This window comes from Asticcacaulis sp. P2_B1 (assembly GCF_056404915.1).
Genome location: NZ_JBFUDD010000003.1, coordinates 578,837 through 594,148 on the forward strand (window position 1 = coordinate 578,837; position 15,312 = coordinate 594,148).

The 15,312-nt window shown below is 61.3% G+C and carries 16 protein-coding genes; 8 read left to right on the top strand and 8 right to left on the bottom strand.

The features are described 5' to 3' along the window. Nucleotides 1-18: 18 nt before the first annotated feature. A complete protein-coding gene (locus AC1DX3_RS11700) occupies nucleotides 19-768 on the bottom strand; it encodes an SDR family oxidoreductase (RefSeq protein ID WP_476989458.1) in 750 nt (249 codons plus the stop codon). After that, on the bottom strand, nucleotides 761-976 hold the full coding sequence (locus AC1DX3_RS11705; RefSeq protein ID WP_476989459.1) for a hypothetical protein: 216 nt from the start codon (nucleotides 974-976) through the stop codon (nucleotides 761-763). Before AC1DX3_RS11705 ends, AC1DX3_RS11700 begins: the two co-directional genes overlap by 8 nt. Before the next feature lie 114 nt (nucleotides 977-1,090). Here AC1DX3_RS11705 and AC1DX3_RS11710 point away from each other — a divergent pair, with 114 nt between their 5' ends. After that, on the top strand, nucleotides 1,091-1,564 hold the full coding sequence (locus tag AC1DX3_RS11710) for an NUDIX domain-containing protein (protein ID WP_476989460.1): 474 nt from the start codon (nucleotides 1,091-1,093) through the stop codon (nucleotides 1,562-1,564). Here AC1DX3_RS11710 and AC1DX3_RS11715 read toward each other — a convergent pair whose 3' ends face one another. Then, nucleotides 1,565-2,698 (bottom strand): acyltransferase family protein, encoded by a 1,134-nt coding sequence (locus AC1DX3_RS11715; RefSeq protein WP_476989461.1) that lies wholly within the window; start codon nucleotides 2,696-2,698, stop codon nucleotides 1,565-1,567. Nucleotides 2,699-2,907: 209 nt separating this feature from the next. On the opposite strand from AC1DX3_RS11715, the gene uvrC reads away from it, so the two are divergent. The 6 genes from uvrC to AC1DX3_RS11745 all read left to right on the top strand — a co-directional run bounded on the left by uvrC (nucleotide 2,908) and on the right by AC1DX3_RS11745 (nucleotide 9,736). Then, nucleotides 2,908-4,797 carry an excinuclease ABC subunit UvrC gene (uvrC, locus tag AC1DX3_RS11720; protein ID WP_476989509.1) on the top strand — a complete coding sequence of 630 codons (1,890 nt, stop codon included), beginning with the start codon at nucleotides 2,908-2,910 and terminating at the stop codon, nucleotides 4,795-4,797. Between the two features lie 102 nt (nucleotides 4,798-4,899). Then, the gene (pgsA, locus tag AC1DX3_RS11725; RefSeq protein ID WP_476989462.1) at nucleotides 4,900-5,520 is read left to right on the top strand and encodes a CDP-diacylglycerol--glycerol-3-phosphate 3-phosphatidyltransferase; all 621 of its coding nucleotides are present in this window, start codon (nucleotides 4,900-4,902) and stop codon (nucleotides 5,518-5,520) included. A gap of 223 nt (nucleotides 5,521-5,743) precedes the next feature. Then, on the top strand, nucleotides 5,744-6,883 hold the full coding sequence (locus tag AC1DX3_RS11730; RefSeq protein WP_476989463.1) for an ABC transporter permease: 1,140 nt from the start codon (nucleotides 5,744-5,746) through the stop codon (nucleotides 6,881-6,883). Continuing rightward, the gene (locus tag AC1DX3_RS11735) at nucleotides 6,880-7,599 is read left to right on the top strand and encodes an ABC transporter ATP-binding protein (RefSeq protein ID WP_476989464.1); all 720 of its coding nucleotides are present in this window, start codon (nucleotides 6,880-6,882) and stop codon (nucleotides 7,597-7,599) included. The genes AC1DX3_RS11730 and AC1DX3_RS11735 overlap by 4 nt, the downstream gene beginning before the upstream one ends. A 25-nt stretch (nucleotides 7,600-7,624) precedes the next feature. After that, a complete protein-coding gene (locus AC1DX3_RS11740; protein ID WP_476989465.1) occupies nucleotides 7,625-8,602 on the top strand; it encodes an efflux RND transporter periplasmic adaptor subunit in 978 nt (325 codons plus the stop codon). Nucleotides 8,603-8,647: 45 nt separating this feature from the next. Continuing rightward, on the top strand, nucleotides 8,648-9,736 hold the full coding sequence (locus AC1DX3_RS11745; RefSeq protein ID WP_476989466.1) for an acyltransferase family protein: 1,089 nt from the start codon (nucleotides 8,648-8,650) through the stop codon (nucleotides 9,734-9,736). 122 nt (nucleotides 9,737-9,858) lie between these two features. On the opposite strand, the gene AC1DX3_RS11750 is transcribed toward AC1DX3_RS11745, so the two are convergent. From AC1DX3_RS11750 to nadA, 5 genes are read right to left on the bottom strand one after another with little or no spacing between them, the layout of a single operon-like run. After that, nucleotides 9,859-10,284 carry a PIN domain-containing protein gene (locus AC1DX3_RS11750; protein ID WP_476989467.1) on the bottom strand — a complete coding sequence of 142 codons (426 nt, stop codon included), beginning with the start codon at nucleotides 10,282-10,284 and terminating at the stop codon, nucleotides 9,859-9,861. Then, nucleotides 10,271-10,504 (bottom strand): AbrB/MazE/SpoVT family DNA-binding domain-containing protein, encoded by a 234-nt coding sequence (locus AC1DX3_RS11755; protein WP_476989468.1) that lies wholly within the window; start codon nucleotides 10,502-10,504, stop codon nucleotides 10,271-10,273. Before AC1DX3_RS11755 ends, AC1DX3_RS11750 begins: the two co-directional genes overlap by 14 nt. Nucleotides 10,505-10,561: 57 nt before the next feature. Next, a complete protein-coding gene (gene nadC / locus AC1DX3_RS11760) occupies nucleotides 10,562-11,410 on the bottom strand; it encodes a carboxylating nicotinate-nucleotide diphosphorylase (RefSeq protein ID WP_476989469.1) in 849 nt (282 codons plus the stop codon). Continuing rightward, nucleotides 11,410-12,966 (bottom strand): L-aspartate oxidase, encoded by a 1,557-nt coding sequence (locus tag AC1DX3_RS11765; RefSeq protein WP_476989470.1) that lies wholly within the window; start codon nucleotides 12,964-12,966, stop codon nucleotides 11,410-11,412. The genes nadC and AC1DX3_RS11765 overlap by 1 nt, the downstream gene beginning before the upstream one ends. Before the next feature lie 37 nt (nucleotides 12,967-13,003). Continuing rightward, the gene (gene nadA / locus AC1DX3_RS11770) at nucleotides 13,004-14,092 is read right to left on the bottom strand and encodes a quinolinate synthase NadA (protein ID WP_476989471.1); all 1,089 of its coding nucleotides are present in this window, start codon (nucleotides 14,090-14,092) and stop codon (nucleotides 13,004-13,006) included. Between the two features lie 180 nt (nucleotides 14,093-14,272). On the opposite strand from nadA, the gene AC1DX3_RS11775 reads away from it, so the two are divergent. Next, a complete protein-coding gene (locus AC1DX3_RS11775; RefSeq protein ID WP_476989472.1) occupies nucleotides 14,273-15,298 on the top strand; it encodes an SRPBCC family protein in 1,026 nt (341 codons plus the stop codon). The last annotated feature ends 14 nt before the right edge of the window (nucleotides 15,299-15,312 follow it).

Here is a 15,312-nt window from a genome sequence, read left to right on the forward strand (position 1 = left end):
CCGGACGCAGGCGGTCCGTCAAAGGTCCATCATGTCCACGGTTTTCCAGCCGAGATGCTGGCCTGAGTCGACGCAGATCATCTGACCGGTGACGCTCGGCGCCTTGAGCAGATAGATGACCGCGGCGGCAACCTCTTCGGGCGAGGTCGGCTTTTGCAACAAAGTCGAGCGGGCTTCGCGGGCGAAATCGGCCTCGCTCTGATGAACGGATTTCAGCGTCGGGCCCGGTCCCACGGCGTTGACGCGAATCTTCGGCGCCAAAGCCTGGGCCAGGGTGCGCGTCGCGTGCCACAGGCCGGCCTTGGATAGGCCATAGCTGAAAAACGGCGGGGAGGGCTTTAGGACGCGCTGATCGATCATATTGATGATCGAGGCGCCTTCGGGGAGATCGTCCTGGGCGGCAAAGGCCTGGCTGAGCAAAACAGGCGCCAGCAGGTTGGTGTCCATATGGGTTTGCCAGCTTTCGACCGTCAGATTGCGGGCGCGATCGTCGGCGAAGACCGAGGCATTGTTGACCAGAACGCATAAGGGACCGAGCGCGGCGCGGGCGGCGGTCACCAGTTCGGCGACGGTGGCCACCTGGCTGAGGTCGGCCTGCAAGGCCTGGGCCTTGACGCCCATGGTTTGTAATTCGGCCACCAGTTCAAGCGCGTCGTCGCGCGACTGGCCGTAATGGACGCCGATATCGTAGCCTTCGCGCGCCAGGGCGAAGGCGATGGCGCGACCGATGCGCTTGGCGGCGCCGGTAACTAAGGCTGTCTTAGTCAATGCGGCCAAAATCGATGATGTTCAGAACACCCATGAACACGACAAAGGCAGCAAGAATGGCAACGGCGATCATGACAACACTCCAACAGGATATAAACCAAGCCGCATATCTGAAATCATCGCGGCTTGGCAAGGGCGACCGCCCGCCCGAGCTTATGCGAGGAGCCATGCGGCGACTGAGCTCAACAAATGCTATACCATCGGTCATGCCAATGACCGATGGTATAGCTTCCTGTTAAACGTCTTGGGCCTTCGAAACAAGACGGAAAATAGGACGCTTTATCGCCTTGCGAAATGGTCGCAAAACGGCCACCTATTGCACATGCGAGATTGGAAACGAGTCGTCGAACCCTACAGCCGGCCCTTCTTCTTTGCCTATTCGCGCATGACGCGGGGCAAGACGCTGGGCGTGCGCGGTTTGGTGCTGGACAAGACCGGCCGTGTTCTGTTGATCGAGCACACCTATCTCGACGGCTGGTGGCTGCCGGGCGGGGGCGTCGATCCGGGTGAGACCTGTCAGGATGCGGTGGCGCGGGAACTGCGCGAAGAGGCCGGCATTAATCCGGTGGGGGCGCCGCAATTGTTGTCGGTGCACAGCAATGAACGCTTTTTTCGCGGCGACCATGTGCTGATCTATCGCGTCGACGACTGGGAACCGGTTCCCATGACGTCGCATAACGAGATCAAGAATGTCGGCTTTTTCGCGGTTGACCAACTGCCGGAAAATATGAACGGCGGCAGTTTACGCCGCATCCAGGAGGCGCTGCTCGGCCATCCGGTCGATCCGAACTGGTGACTACTCGGCCGGGGTCAGGATCGCGTCGGGCTTGGCGGCCGGGCGATTGATAAAGTTACGGAACCAGCGGCGCGATGGCTTTTCGTAGGTATAGTGGCAGAGCGCCGCGAGGGCGATCGAAACCGTGATCGACACCACGACCCAGGCCCCGCGATGGTGCAGCACGTCGACGCCCCAGGCCGGCAGAGTCTTGAAGATGATCTTCTGCACCAGGTCGTGGATCAGGTAGAGGGCGTAGGAAACCACGCCCAGCCAGTAGACCCATTTCATGCCGAGCAGGCGCGCCAGCGGTCCCTGATCGTGGCTGAGCGCCATGATCAGTACAGCGAAGACGCCGACCAGGGCGAGATCGGACTTTTGCAGGCAGAGCAGGCCGATGGCGAGGACCATCAGGACAACGGCGGCGCGGGCGGGAACCAGGTCGCGGAAGCGATAGGCGACGAGGCCGATATAGAAGGAGGCCAGGCAACGCAGGCTGGTGCCCAGGGCATAGGAACTGACCACATCGAGCGGACCGTGGCGGCGCAGCAGCGCCGTCTTGGCGATCCATTCCGGACCGAAGGCGATAGCGGCCAGGACGGCGAAACTGACAGCCAGGCCCAGCAGGCTCCAGCGTCGCGCCCCACGCAACGCCACCCAGGCGCCGGCCGGGAACAGCAGATAGGCCAGCCATTCGGTACTGATCGACCACGACGGCGGCACGATCGAATTGGAGAAGCCCCAGACATGGGTCAGGGTGAAGTTGAACAGCAGGGCGCGCGGCAGGTCTTCGAAACGGTAGGTGTCGCTCAATACGGTGGCGATCAGCAGGGCGGTGATCACCGTCATCAGGGCGAACAAAGGATAGATGCGCGCCAGCCGCAACAGCAGGAAATGCTTGAACTTGTGGATGCAGAAGCCGTTCTCGAACAGGCTGGCATAGGTCATGGCCATGACGAAGCCGCTCAGGATAAAGAACAGGTCGACGGCCAGGTAACCATGGCGGATGAACGGCAGGATATCGACCGGAAAACGATAGAAGCCGTTGGCGTGGAACAGCACGACATAGATGGCCGCGATACCGCGCAAGCCGGTCAGGGCGCGGATTTCGCCGTTCGCTTTCGGCGCGGACAGGGTGGTCGTCGAATCCGTCATCAGTCTCTATGAATCGTCTATGATCAGGCCTTCCTTACTGCATTGCGGCAAAAACACCAAATCACAATCACAGACCCGTGAAGTCGTTTTGTAACAGACTACACAAACTCTTACTGACAGGGTCTGGCGAGACCATTTGTATCGCTGCCGCCCTGGCGTATAGAGTTTGATTCGTGTCCGAAGTTCCCGATCCGCAAATTGCCCCTGAATTGGGGCCTGAAATCGTCCTGGAATCGCCTGCCGAAAAACTGATCGGCCAGGCGTTGATCAAGCACGAAGCGTCGTTGGCGCCGGACAAGCCGGGTGTCTACCGCATGCTGGGCGCCGACGGCGAAGTCCTCTATGTCGGCAAGGCGAAATCGCTGAAGAAGCGTGTCCTGCAATATGCGCAAGGCCGTTTCCACACTCAGCGCATTGGCCGGATGGTTCTCCTGACCCATGAAATGGTCCTGCTGCGCACCGATACCGAAGGCGAGGCCTTGCTGCTGGAAGCGCGGCTGATCAAGGCGTTGAAGCCGCGCTACAATGTCCTGCTGCGCGACGACAAGATGTTCGCCGAGATCCTGGTGCGCAAGGATCACGAAGCGCCGCAGATCACCAAGCACCGCGGCGCCCATTCGATTCCCGGCGACTATTACGGCCCGTTCGCCTCGACCGGCGCCGTCAATTTTACGCTCGACACCCTGCAGAAGGCCTTCCTGCTCAGGACCTGCACCGACAGCGTCTACGCTTCGCGCACGCGGCCCTGCATGTTGCACCAGATCAAGCGCTGTTCGGCGCCGTGCACCGGGGTGATCAGCCTTGACGACTATGCCGATCTCGCCAAGCAGGCCCACGACTTCCTGCGCGGCAAAAGCCGCAGCGTTATCGAACGCCTGTCGAAGGAGATGATGCAGGCGTCGGACGAGATGGACTTCGAAACGGCGGCGCGGTTGCGCGACCGCGTCCGCGCCTTGAGCCATGTCTCGATGTCGTCCTCGGTCGATTTACGCGACGAAGAGGCCGACGTGTTCTCCGTATTTGCGGAAGGTGGGTCGGCCTGCGTCCAGGTCGTGTTTTATCGCGCCGGCCAGAACTGGGGCGATCGCGCCTATTTTCCGCGCGTCGATGGCGAAGACAATGAAGGCCAGATCCTCGACGCCTTTTTGGGTCAGTTCTATCAGGACCGTCAGGTGCCGCGGCTTATACTCATTTCGCATGACCTGACCGAACCCGACCTGATGATGGAGGCCTTGAGCCTGAAAGCCGATCGCAAGGTCGTCGTCAGCCGGCCCCAGCGCGGCGACAAGTGCGAGGTCGTCAAGAACGCGCTCAACAATGCCAAGGCGGCTCTGGGCCGGCGGTTGGCCGAGCACAGCGCGCAGTCGAAACTGCTGATCGGGGTGGCGGAGGCTTTCGGGCTGGATGCGCCGCCGATCCGCATCGAGGTTTACGACAACTCGCACCTCGGCGGCACCCACGCGGTCGGCGGCATGGTAGTGGCCGGGCCGAAAGGCTTTATCAAGGGGCAGTATCGCAAGTTCACCATCCGCGATCTCGACACCGTGCCGGGCGACGATTACGCCATGATGGCCGAGGTCTTCCGCCGTCGTTTCATGCGGCTGGTCAAGGCCAAGGACGATCCGGCCGCCGCCGAAGGATTCGGCAAGCCGGACCTGGTTCTGGTCGACGGCGGGCAGGGGCAATTAGATGCCGTGCTGGCGGTGATGACCGAACTCGGGCTCGACGACATCAATATTGTCGGCGTCGCCAAGGGACCGGACCGCGACGCCGGAATGGAGCGCTTCTTCATGCCGGGGCGGTTGCCGTTCATGATGGAGCCCAAATCGCCGGTCCTCTATTATCTGCAACGGTTACGCGACGAAGCTCACCGCTATGCGATCGGCGCCAACCGGCAAAAGCGCGACGCCGCCATCACCAAAAATCCGCTCGACGAGATCGACGGCATCGGCGCGCGGCGCAAGCGGTCATTGCTGCAGGCGTTCGGTTCGGGGCGTGAGGTCAGCAAGGCGCGCGTCGAGGAGTTAATGAAGATCGATGGGATCTCGGCAGCTTTGGCGCAGAAGATCTACGACTTCTTCCATGGCGAGGGGGCGTAGCGGCGCGCAACAATCCGCCCCAAATCCGATAAAACGCTTTGGCCCTTTATTTTTGTTGTCTAGAATGCGCGCCAAGCTAGCACAGTACAGAACGGCGACCTTATGACCGGCGAAAACGTCAATCCCATCCCCAATATCCTGACCATGATCCGCCTCATCGGCGGGGTCGTCATGTTCGTCCTGCTGGCCGGCGCCGTCGGCGGCATCCCGTTCCTCAATGTCACCTCAGAAGTCCTCTTCGCCCTGCAAAGATGGGGCGTCTATATCTTCGTCATCGCCGCCTTTACCGACCTGTTCGACGGTATCCTAGCCCGGCAGCTCCATGCCGAAAGCCGCTGGGGCGCCATTCTCGACCCGATCGCCGACAAGATCCTCGTCTGCGGCACCATCCTCGGTCTGTTCTGCATCAATACCGGCAATCCCTATTTCGCCCTGCCGGCCGCGTTCATCCTGTTCCGTGAATTCGCCGTCAGCGCCCTGCGCGAGGCCGCCGGCGCCAAGGGTATCAGCGTCCCGGTCAGCTTCCTGGGCAAGATCAAGACGACGGTGCAACTGGTGGCGCTGGGCGTATTGCTGGTCGCCGAAAGCTGGCCCGCCTTCGATTTGCCGCCGGAATACAGCGATTTGGTGTTCAATATCGGCTATCTGGCGCTCCTCGGCGCGGCGATTATATCGCTGTGGACCGGGATTGCCTACTTTGTCGCCGCGCGCAAGGACATCTAAGACATCGCCATCCTTGCAGGGCGGCCCGTGCCGCCGATTGCGTTACGTGCGACTCAAGGCCTCGCGATTATGCAGACGGAGCCTGTCCGATATCGAACGTTATAACGCCGGGAACGTCACGTTTGGGCTACATGTCAAATCGGTAATGCACGTTACGGCGATTTAATTAGACCTTTATGCAAAACTTATAGATGTTGCCCTCACACGCTTTAGAAGTGGTAACATGTCCCTCGCTTTTTCGACCTTGATCTATGAGTGGCGGCGCTATTTCGCCGCTATCATCGCCCTGTCTGTCGCTGGCTTGCTGGTCTTGGCCCTGACCGGGATGTTCCTCGGCGCCGGCAAGGCATTCACGGCGACCATCGACCGTTCGCCGGCCCAGATTATGGTCCTGCCGCCCGACGCCGAAGGCCTGTTCGGCAATAATAACGGCCTGCCGCGGCGCATGATACCCATCGTCTATCAGCATCCCGACGTGGTCGAGACCATGCCGCTCGACGGCAGTTTTGCCTATTGGCAGAACTTCCCCAAGGACGGTCAGACCGCCAAGGGCGACGGCGTCCAGGTGATCGTCATCGATCCAACGCCGAACTCCCTGACCATTCCGACCGATTTCGACCGCAACCTGCTCAGCGCCATTTCCGAGCCCTATGCCGTCATTATCGACCAGTCGTCGGTCGGCAAGTTGGGCACCAAGCTCAACGAAAAGGCCAAGATGAACGGCCGCACCGTCACCGTGCGCGGTCTGACGACCGGCTATCCCAACATGTTCAACTCGACCGTCTTCGTCTCGCGCCAGACCGCCAAACTCCTCTATGTCGTCCAGGAAGGTCCGCGTGTCGGCTCGCTGCTGGTCAAGATCAAGGATCCCAAACGCGCCAACGACGTCGTCAAAGAGCTCAACCAGCTCGGCAACGGTCAATACCGCGCCTGGACCCGTGAAAAGCTGTCGGAGTCGAACGAGGCCGGCATTCTCAAAGAAGGCGGCATCGGCATCATCCTCGGCTTCATGGTCCTGGTCGGCGTCTTTATCGGCATCGTCATCACCTGGCAGACCCTGCAGGCCGCCATCCTGGCCAATATCAAGGAGTTCGCCTCTTTGCGGGCGCTTGGCGTGTCGATGGGTAATCTGCGCCTGATCATTGTCGAGATCAGCTTCTGGGTCGGTATTTTCGGCCTGTTCATGACCGCCGCCCTGGTCGCCGCCGTCAGCCTGATCGCCAAGATGATCGCCATCCCGATGGACTTCCCGCTCTATATCGATATTCCCGTGGCCGTAGTTCTCCTGCTCATCGCCATGTTGTCGGGCCTGTTCTCGCTCGGCGTTCTCAAGAAAAGCCAACCCGCGGATCTGTTGCGATGACCGGTACCCCCAAACTGGCGCTGGACGCCAAGCAGCTCGGCAAGAGCTACAAGATCGGCAAGACCAAGCAGCAGGTGCTGAAGAACGTCGATTTCACCGCCTATCACGGTCAGGTCACCATGGTCATGGGGCCTTCCGGCTCCGGCAAGTCGACCCTGATCGCCGCCCTGTCGGGCCTGATGAAGCCCGACGAAGGCGAGGTCATGGCGCTGGGCGAAAACCTGTGGAAGAAGAAAAAAGGCAAGATCGACAGGTTCCGTCTCGATCACTGCGGCTTCATCTTCCAGGGTTTCAACCTGTTCCCGTCGCTCAATGCCACCCAGCAGGTCGAACAGGTGCTGAAATATTGCAAGGTGCCGAAGGCCGAGGCCAAGGCACGCGCCCGGGCCGTTCTCGAATCCGTCGGCCTGGGGCCGCGCCTCAGCCTGCGGCCGTCGGAAATGTCCGGTGGTGAAAAGCAGCGCGTCGCCATCGCCCGCGCCCTGTCCAAGATGCCGTCCCTGATCTTCGCCGACGAACCGACATCGGCCCTCGATTCGGTGTCCGGCCAGGTGATTATCAAGCTGCTGCACGACGCGGCCAAGGAACGCGGCGCCGCGGTTGTCGTGGTGACGCACGACCCGCGCCTCGAAGCCTATGCCGACCGTATCATTCACATGGAAGACGGGAAGATCCTCAGCGATCATATGATCTCCGAACCGCCTTCATTTGCTTAAGATTATGAAAAAACAGAGAAACATCATGTCTCGCACGTTTACGACCTCGACCGCCATCGCCCTGACCCTGCTGGCCCTGTCCGGTGTTTCGCTGACCGCCTGCCAAAAGGGCGGACCCGGCGGCGGCAAGGCCGCGGCGGTCAAGGTCCCCGAAAGCCCGTACGCCACCATCGCCAACGGCAAGGTCGATGTCGAAGGCGGCATCATCCAGGTCGCCGCCCGAACCGCCGGCACGGTCGAGGAGGTCTATGTCCAGGAAGGCGACGTCGTGACCAAGGGCCAGATCCTGGCTCGTCAGGAAAACGACGCCCAACGCCTGGCTGTCCAGACGGCGCGCGCCGGCGTCACTCAGGCGCAAAGCGCCGAGCAACTGACCGAGGTCAATATCCGCACGGCCCAACGGGAATACGAGCGTCTGGCCAAGCTGGCTCCGACCAATTTCGTCGCCCAGCAAAAGCTCGACCAGGCCCAGGACGCGATCGACAGCGCCAAGGCGCAATTGTCCGCGCAACAGGCCGGTATCCAAACCGCCCAGGCGCAACTGGCCCAGGCGCAATATAACGAAGAACTGACGGTCATCCGCGCGCCGATGGACGGCAAGATCATCCGCCGCTATGCCAACCCCGGCGCCGGCGCCTCGACGCTGAACGTCTCCAACATGTTCGATCTCGAACCGGCCATTCCGCACATCATCCGCTCGGAAATCGTCGAAAGCTCGATCCCCAGCGTCAATGTCGGCCAGGACGTCGAAATCGTTTCGGAAAACGACCCGACCAAGACCTATGTCGGCAAGGTCATCCGCATCGCCGCCACCTTCGGCGCCCGCAAATTGCTGTCCGACAGCCAGAACGAAGCCACCGACGAACGCGTCGTCGAGGTCGTGGTGTCGTCGGGTGAGGCGCCGTTCCTGATCGGCCAGCGCGTCCTGGTCAAGTTCATGAAGCCCGGCCAGGTCGCTGGGGCCAAGCATGACGCTCCGGTGGTGGCGCCGGTGAAACCGTAAGACGGTTACCCCAAAATTTTAACGACATGGCGCTATAACCATGGCGTGACCCAGCCCGTTTCTCCTCGCCCCGGTGGCGCCAGCCTCGACGTCCTGCGCTTCCTGGCGGCCAGTTTCATTCTGCTGTTCCACTACGGCGCCAATTCCCCCGTGCCCCTGGCCAATCTGGCGCCGGTGTTCAGCCAGGGCTGGCTGGCGACCGATTTCTTCCTGTTGCTGTCGGGCTATATCTTGTCGCGCGCCTATGGCCAGCGTCTGGTGACGTCGCATATGCGGCGAACGCACTTCTTCCTGCGCCGCTTCGCCCGCCTGTGGCCGTCGCATGTCCTGGTCCTGCTGGCTTTCGGCGCCTTTGTCCTCGTTTCGGCTGCCGCGGGTTTTCTGCCGAAGCACGCCGACAAATATGGCGGGATCGCCTTTTTCGCCCAGGCCTTCCTGGTTCATGGCTGGGGCATAGTACAACAACCGGCGTGGAACGTGCCGACCTGGACCATCTCGGCGCTGTTGATCTGCTATGCCCTGTTCAGCGTCTATGTGCCGCTGATCTTCAACCGCTCATTGGCGGTGATGGCGGCGATGACGGCGGCCATCCTGGTCGTGGCGCACCTGCTATCCCTGGCCATTGTTCACCACCCGTTTGTCGACCTGCCGTTTGCCTGGGGGCTGTTGCGCGCCGTGCCCTTGTTCATGATGGGCAATCTGATCGAGCGCATGACGGCCGATCTACGCGTCGGCCAACGCACCTTTTGGTTTAGCCTTTTGGGCGCCTTTGCCGGTATTGTCGTGTTGTGCCTGCTGCCGCGTTCAGCCGTCGCCGATACCCTGATCCTGGTCCTGCTGGCCGTGGTTCTGGGCGTATCCGGCGGTGTGACCTTCCCGGAATCCTTCGTCACGCGCCGCATGGGCCGCGCCTCGTTCGCGCTGTTCCTGACCCACTCCCTGGTCGGCGCCGTCTGGTTCGGCATCAGTCCCAAGCTGATCGAGCATTTCGGTCTCGGCGCGCCGCTGCAGTGGGGTTTATGGTTGTTGGGCGTGATGATCGCCATCGCGACCGCCTTTGTCTTCGATGCCCTAGTCGACAAGCCGCTGAGCGAATGGGTGCAGAAACGCAGCTTCGTCAAGGGTGGGACTTAATCTTCCTGCGTTTGGCCTTCGCTTAGATCGTGGGCTTGCCCTTCGCCGGCCTCGAGTTCCGCAACCGCCTCATTTATGCGCTGGGCATTGCGCGGGCTGGAACGCAGATAGGTCGTCTCTCGCTAAGCTGATAAGGCTTGCGGAGACATAAACGGGTTGCATATCGTCAGCCCTTCGATCGCCATGCCGTGCTGCATATCTTCGGACCACAGGATATCGCAGCCCGACTCCAAGGCGGCTGCGACAATCAGGCTGTCATAGATTGACAGAGTGTAGCGTCGGGCCAGGGCGAGGCCGCGTTCGTGTATGGCCAAGGTCAGCGGCTTAACGTCCAACAGGGATTTGATCAGGGCCAAGGCAGTATCAACCTCGTCCCACGTCATCCCAAACTTACGTCGCATGACATTGGTCAGCTCATTTAGCACCTGCACGCTGATAGTCCCGCCGAGATTTAATACCGTTTCGGCTTGGCCGGCCTTATCGGCGTCGGAAGAGAAGATGTAGAGCAGGACATTGGTGTCGATGAAACATCGGCTATCGACGTTCATGCGCCTCGTCCCGGTCGAAGCTGAAGTCCGTGGGCATGCGACTGCGGAAGGCGCGCAAACGCTCTATCAACTCTTCGCGCGATGGCTGGCGGACGATCGTGGCCTTGTTCGCCTGATCGAAGGCCAGTTCGACATCGTCGCCTTCCTTGAGGTCAAGGGCATCGACGATAGAGGCCGGCAAACGCACGGCGAGGGAATTTCCCCATTTGGCGACACGCATAACGTCCTCCATGATATACATGTGAGAAATGTATATCAAATGGCGGCATTCTTCAACCTAAACCGCGTCCAGCCCGATATCGAAGTTGGGCGCGCTGTGCGTCAGTGCGCCGATCGAAATCACATCGACTCCGGCTTCGGCGATGGCGCGGACCGTGTCGAGATTGACTCCGCCTGAGGCCTCGAGAATCGTCTTCCCGGCCGCCAGCTTGACGGCTTCGGCATACATGTCGAGCGTGAAGTTATCGAGCAGCAGCACATCCGGGCCATAGGGCAGAGCCTGTTTCAGTTGCGCAATCGAGTCGACCTCGATCTCGATCTTCATGGTGTGGCCGACGCCCGCCTTGGCGCGTTCCATGGCTGCCGCGACGCCGCCGCAGATGGCGATATGGTTGTCCTTGATCAGGATCGCGTCGTCCAAACCGTAGCGGTGGTTATGGCCGCCGCCGCACTTGACGGCGTGCTTTTGCAAGGCGCGCAGATTGGGGATGGTCTTGCGCGTACAGGCGATCTTGGCGTTGGTGCCGGCGACGGTAGCGACATATTTTGAGGTCAGGGTGGCGACGCCCGACAGGTGACACAGCAGGTTCAAAGCGACACGCTCGGCCGCCAGGATAGCGCGCGCCTTGCCTTCGATGCGGGCGATGACGTCGCCGGCCTTAACCTCGCTGCCATCGGGTAACAGGGTTTCAAAACGCACCTGCGGGTCCATCAGGCTGAGCGCCAGGCGGGTGCAGTCGATACCGGCGCTGATGCCGGCTTCACGCGCCTTGAATTCGGCCTTGAAGCGCGATTTCGGCGCGATGACCGCGGACGCCGTGACATCGCCGGCCAGTCCCAGATCCTCCCTCAAGGCGTCGCGAATAATCGGTTCGATGAGAAGGTCGGGGAGGCCGGTAATATACATCAGGCGGGTTCCTTGGTCGTTTTTTGGGTCGTTTCCTTGAGCACTTCGGCCCATGTTATGAATGTGCGCTCGCCGGTCTTTGCTGTCGCCAGGAAGTCGCTACGGTAATGTGAACCGCGACTCTCGCGCCGATGCAAGGCGCAAAGTGCAATCATGCGTGCATTGACCAGGGCGAGCGCCCCGGGATAGCGGGCGTCGAGGCCGTCGATCAGGCTGAGCAGGCTGTTCAGACCGGCTTCGTCGCGCACCACGCCGGCATAACGGCTCATGGCGTCGCGCAGGATTTTCAGGTCGGCGGCGCTGAGTTGCGACGGGAGGACCGGCTTGACGGCATGGGCGGTGTCGGGTGCGAAGCACTCTTCGTCGAGGCCTTTCGTTGCGGCGATACCGACGCGTTCACCGAACGCCGCGGCTTCGAGCAGGCTGTTGGAGGCCAGGCGGTTGGCGCCGTGCACCCCGGTCGAGGCGCATTCGCCGACGGCAAACAGACCTTTCAGACTGGTCTGGCCGAAGATGTCGGTGGCGATGCCGCCCATATGGTAGTGGGCCGCGGGCGCTACCGGCATGACCTCTATGCGCGGGTCGACGCCCGAGGCCATGCATGAGGCGAAGACGGTGGGGAATTCGTGGGCGAAATGTTCGCCGATCGCGGTGCGTGCATCAAGAAACGCGCCGCGGCCGGACAGATTGGCCTTGTGCACAGCGCGCGCCACGATATCGCGCGGCGCCAATTCGCCATCGGGATGGTCTTCGAAGACAAACCGCACCCCGTCCTTGTCGATCAGGGTAGCGCCTTCGCCGCGCAGGGCTTCGGTGGCTAGTGGCGCCGGATCGAGGCCGAAATTGAGCGCGGTCGGGTGGAATTGCACGAACTCGGGATCGGCGATGACCGCGCCGGCCAGGGCCGCCATGGCCATGCCTTCGCCGCGCAGATTGGCCGGGTTGGTGGTGACGGCAAACAGGCCGCCCGAGCCGCCGCTGGCCATGATAACGACCGGGGCGTAGACGTCGACCATCCGGCCGGCATGCGACACCACGGCGCCGATAACAGCGCCGTCGCGGCTCTTGATCAGGCCGAGCGCAAACGCCTGTTCCCAGATCTCGATATGCGGCGCCAACAGGGCCTGATGCACCACGGCTTCGAGGATCGCCTTGCCGGCCAGGTCGCCGCCGACCCGGGCCACCCGGGCCAGGCCATGCGCCGCCTCGCGGTTGAGGACGAAGGAGCCGTCGGCCTTGTGGTCGAACGGCGCACCCATGGCGTTAAGCTTGCGCACCGTGTCCGGCCCCATCTCGGTCAGAGTCTTGGCGGCGAGGGCGTCGACGATACCGGCGCCGGCATTGATGGTGTCGGTGGCGTGGTCTTTCGGCGAATCTTCCGGCGACAGGGCCGCGGCAATGCCGCCCTGGGCCCAGGCCGACGAACAGGCGACGCCCAGCGCCACCGGCGCCAGGACGAGGGTCTTGTGCGGGACGGTATTGAGCGCGACGCTTAAGCCCGCCAAGCCRGCGCCGATGACGAGAGGGCCTTTGTGGATATGAATGTCGGTCGGCATGGATATGCCTCCTATAAATCCCGGGGAGGGAGGAAAATTAGCTGATCATCTCGACATCGACGTGATGGCGGGCCTTGACCATGTCGTAGCGCGCCGGCGTCACCAAAGGCGGCATATCGATCATGCGCTGGACGGCCAGGGCGGCGCGCGGAATGATGGCGGGGTCGACGGTCACTTCGAATTGGCGGAAGCGCAGTGAGTCGTAGATGCCTTGCAAGGTAATGCGCTTCATGTGCGGGCACAGATTGCACGGCCGCAGGAACTCGACGCCCTCGGCATCGGAAGCGACATTGTCGGCCATCGAACATTCGGTGATCAGCACGACCTGTTTCGGCTTGTTCTTGGTAACATAGTCGCTCATGGCCGTGGTCGAACCAGTGAAGTCGGACGCCGCGATGACATCGGGCGGGCATTCCGGGTGCGCCAAAACGACGGCGCCGGGGTGGGCGAGGCGGACATCGGCGATATCCTGGGCGTCGAAGCGCTCATGGACCTCGCATTTCCCGGCCCAGGCGATGATCTTGATATCGGTTTGCCGCGCCACATTTCGCGCCAAGAATTCGTCGGGGATCAGGATGACCCTGTCGACGCCCCATTCTTTGGCGACAAATTCGACCACCTGAACCGCATTGGCCGAGGTGCAGCACACGTCGGTTTCCGCCTTCACATCGGCCGTGGTATTGACATAGGTGACGACGGGAATGCCGGCATAACGCTGCTTGATCAGGCGGACGTCGGCGCCGGTAATGCTTGATGCCAGCGAACAACCGGCGCGGAGATCGGGGATCAGCACGGTCTTTTCCGGCGCCGAAATCTTCGAGGTTTCGGCCATGAAGTGGACGCCGCCCTGGACGATGATGTCGGCATCGCACTTGGCGGCTTCACGCGCCAGACCCAAGCTGTCGCCGACATAGTCGCCGACGCCATGGAAAATATCCGGCGTCATGTAATTGTGCGCCAGGATGACGGCGTTCATCTCGCGCTTCAACCGGTTGATGGCGGCGATCAGAGGGGCCTGTAACTGCCATTCGATCGGCGATACCTTGCCCTTGAGCCGCGCATAGATGGCCGCGGTTTCCGCTTCGATCTGCGGCGTAAAGGCCAGGGGGGCGACTGTATCGGCCATGACGGCTCTCCTGCGTGCCCCTTATGCTCACTTTCAGCATAAGGTAGCTATAAAATAGTCCAAACCGTCGCGGATGCAATATGGAAACCTGTAAAAAATGTTCACGAAGTATGACGGTTGACTCATTGGATGTGCGCGGCTACATTTCGTCATTAAGCTAATTGACTATGCGAGGGGACGATGAGTGAACAAGACGACACTACGCCGGCTTCGGCCGCTGCTACACCGGAGCCGGCGCCGACAGGGCCTTCGCATTTCTGGCGCGGCCTGACCTGGGGATTGCTGACCGGCTGGGTTCTGATCTTCATACCCTATGCGGTGACGCTTTTCTTGCGTTACAAAGAGGCGTACGACGGGTCATCGGTGCCAGGTTGGTCCTATATCGGCAGCTTGCTGCTGCTCCTGCCGCTGGCCCAGGGCTTTGTCGGTGGGCTGATGCGCGGCAGCGGCCGGCAATCGGTCGCATCCGGGTTCGGTTTCATCTCGCTGATGTGGCTGGCCAATACTGTGCTGGCCGGCGTCATCATGCACGAAGGCATTATCTGCATCCTGATGGCGGCGCCCCTACTGTGGGCCTTGCACGGCATCGGCTATATGTTTGGTCGTCTTGCCACCAAGCTGAAGCGCGCGCGCACCCTGTCCATGAGCTTCGCCCCGCTGATCTTGCTGGCGACGGTCGGCGAAACGGTCGGCCCCTTGCCCGACCACGCCTCAGCCATTACCGACAGCGTCACGGTCAGTGCCCCGCCCAGCTATGTGTGGAAATATGTTGTCGACTATCCCGACAACCCCAATCCGCCCGATTACTGGATGTGGCAAATCGGCCTGCCGGCGCCGACTCATTCCGTCGCGCCGGTGCAAGAGGTCGGCGCCCGCCGCGACTGCAAGTTCACCGGCGACCAGGCCTTTGAAGAACGTATCGTCGAACTGGAGCCCAACAAAAAACTGACCTTTGCCATCACCAAACAGCCCCAGCACCCTGAGATAATCGGCCATATGGATGTCGATCAGGGCCAGATCATCCTGCACGACAATGGTGACGGCACGACGACGATAACGGCCACCAGCTGGTATCGCTTGCATGTCCGCCCGGCCGGCTATTTCAACTGGTGGGCAGCCGATGTCACCCGCCACATCCACTTCCGGGTCCTCGGTTACATGAAGACGCTGGCCGAACGCGATTACCGTGCAAACAACGGAAAGTAAGGCTGAACGCCTTT

Coding starts and splice junctions, on each gene's coding strand:
- AC1DX3_RS11705 (WP_476989459.1), bottom strand. CDS start 976: ATGACCGATGGTATAGCATTTGTTGAGCTCAGTCGCCGCATGGCTCCT.
- AC1DX3_RS11710 (WP_476989460.1), top strand. CDS start 1,091: ATGCGAGATTGGAAACGAGTCGTCGAACCCTACAGCCGGCCCTTCTTC.
- AC1DX3_RS11715 (WP_476989461.1), bottom strand. CDS start 2,698: ATGACGGATTCGACGACCACCCTGTCCGCGCCGAAAGCGAACGGCGAA.
- pgsA (WP_476989462.1), top strand. CDS start 4,900: ATGACCGGCGAAAACGTCAATCCCATCCCCAATATCCTGACCATGATC.
- AC1DX3_RS11730 (WP_476989463.1), top strand. CDS start 5,744: ATGTCCCTCGCTTTTTCGACCTTGATCTATGAGTGGCGGCGCTATTTC.
- AC1DX3_RS11735 (WP_476989464.1), top strand. CDS start 6,880: ATGACCGGTACCCCCAAACTGGCGCTGGACGCCAAGCAGCTCGGCAAG.
- AC1DX3_RS11740 (WP_476989465.1), top strand. CDS start 7,625: ATGTCTCGCACGTTTACGACCTCGACCGCCATCGCCCTGACCCTGCTG.
- AC1DX3_RS11750 (WP_476989467.1), bottom strand. CDS start 10,284: ATGAACGTCGATAGCCGATGTTTCATCGACACCAATGTCCTGCTCTAC.
- AC1DX3_RS11755 (WP_476989468.1), bottom strand. CDS start 10,504: ATGCGTGTCGCCAAATGGGGAAATTCCCTCGCCGTGCGTTTGCCGGCC.
- nadC (WP_476989469.1), bottom strand. CDS start 11,410: ATGTATATTACCGGCCTCCCCGACCTTCTCATCGAACCGATTATTCGC.
- nadA (WP_476989471.1), bottom strand. CDS start 14,092: ATGGCCGATACAGTCGCCCCCCTGGCCTTTACGCCGCAGATCGAAGCG.
- AC1DX3_RS11775 (WP_476989472.1), top strand. CDS start 14,273: ATGAGTGAACAAGACGACACTACGCCGGCTTCGGCCGCTGCTACACCG.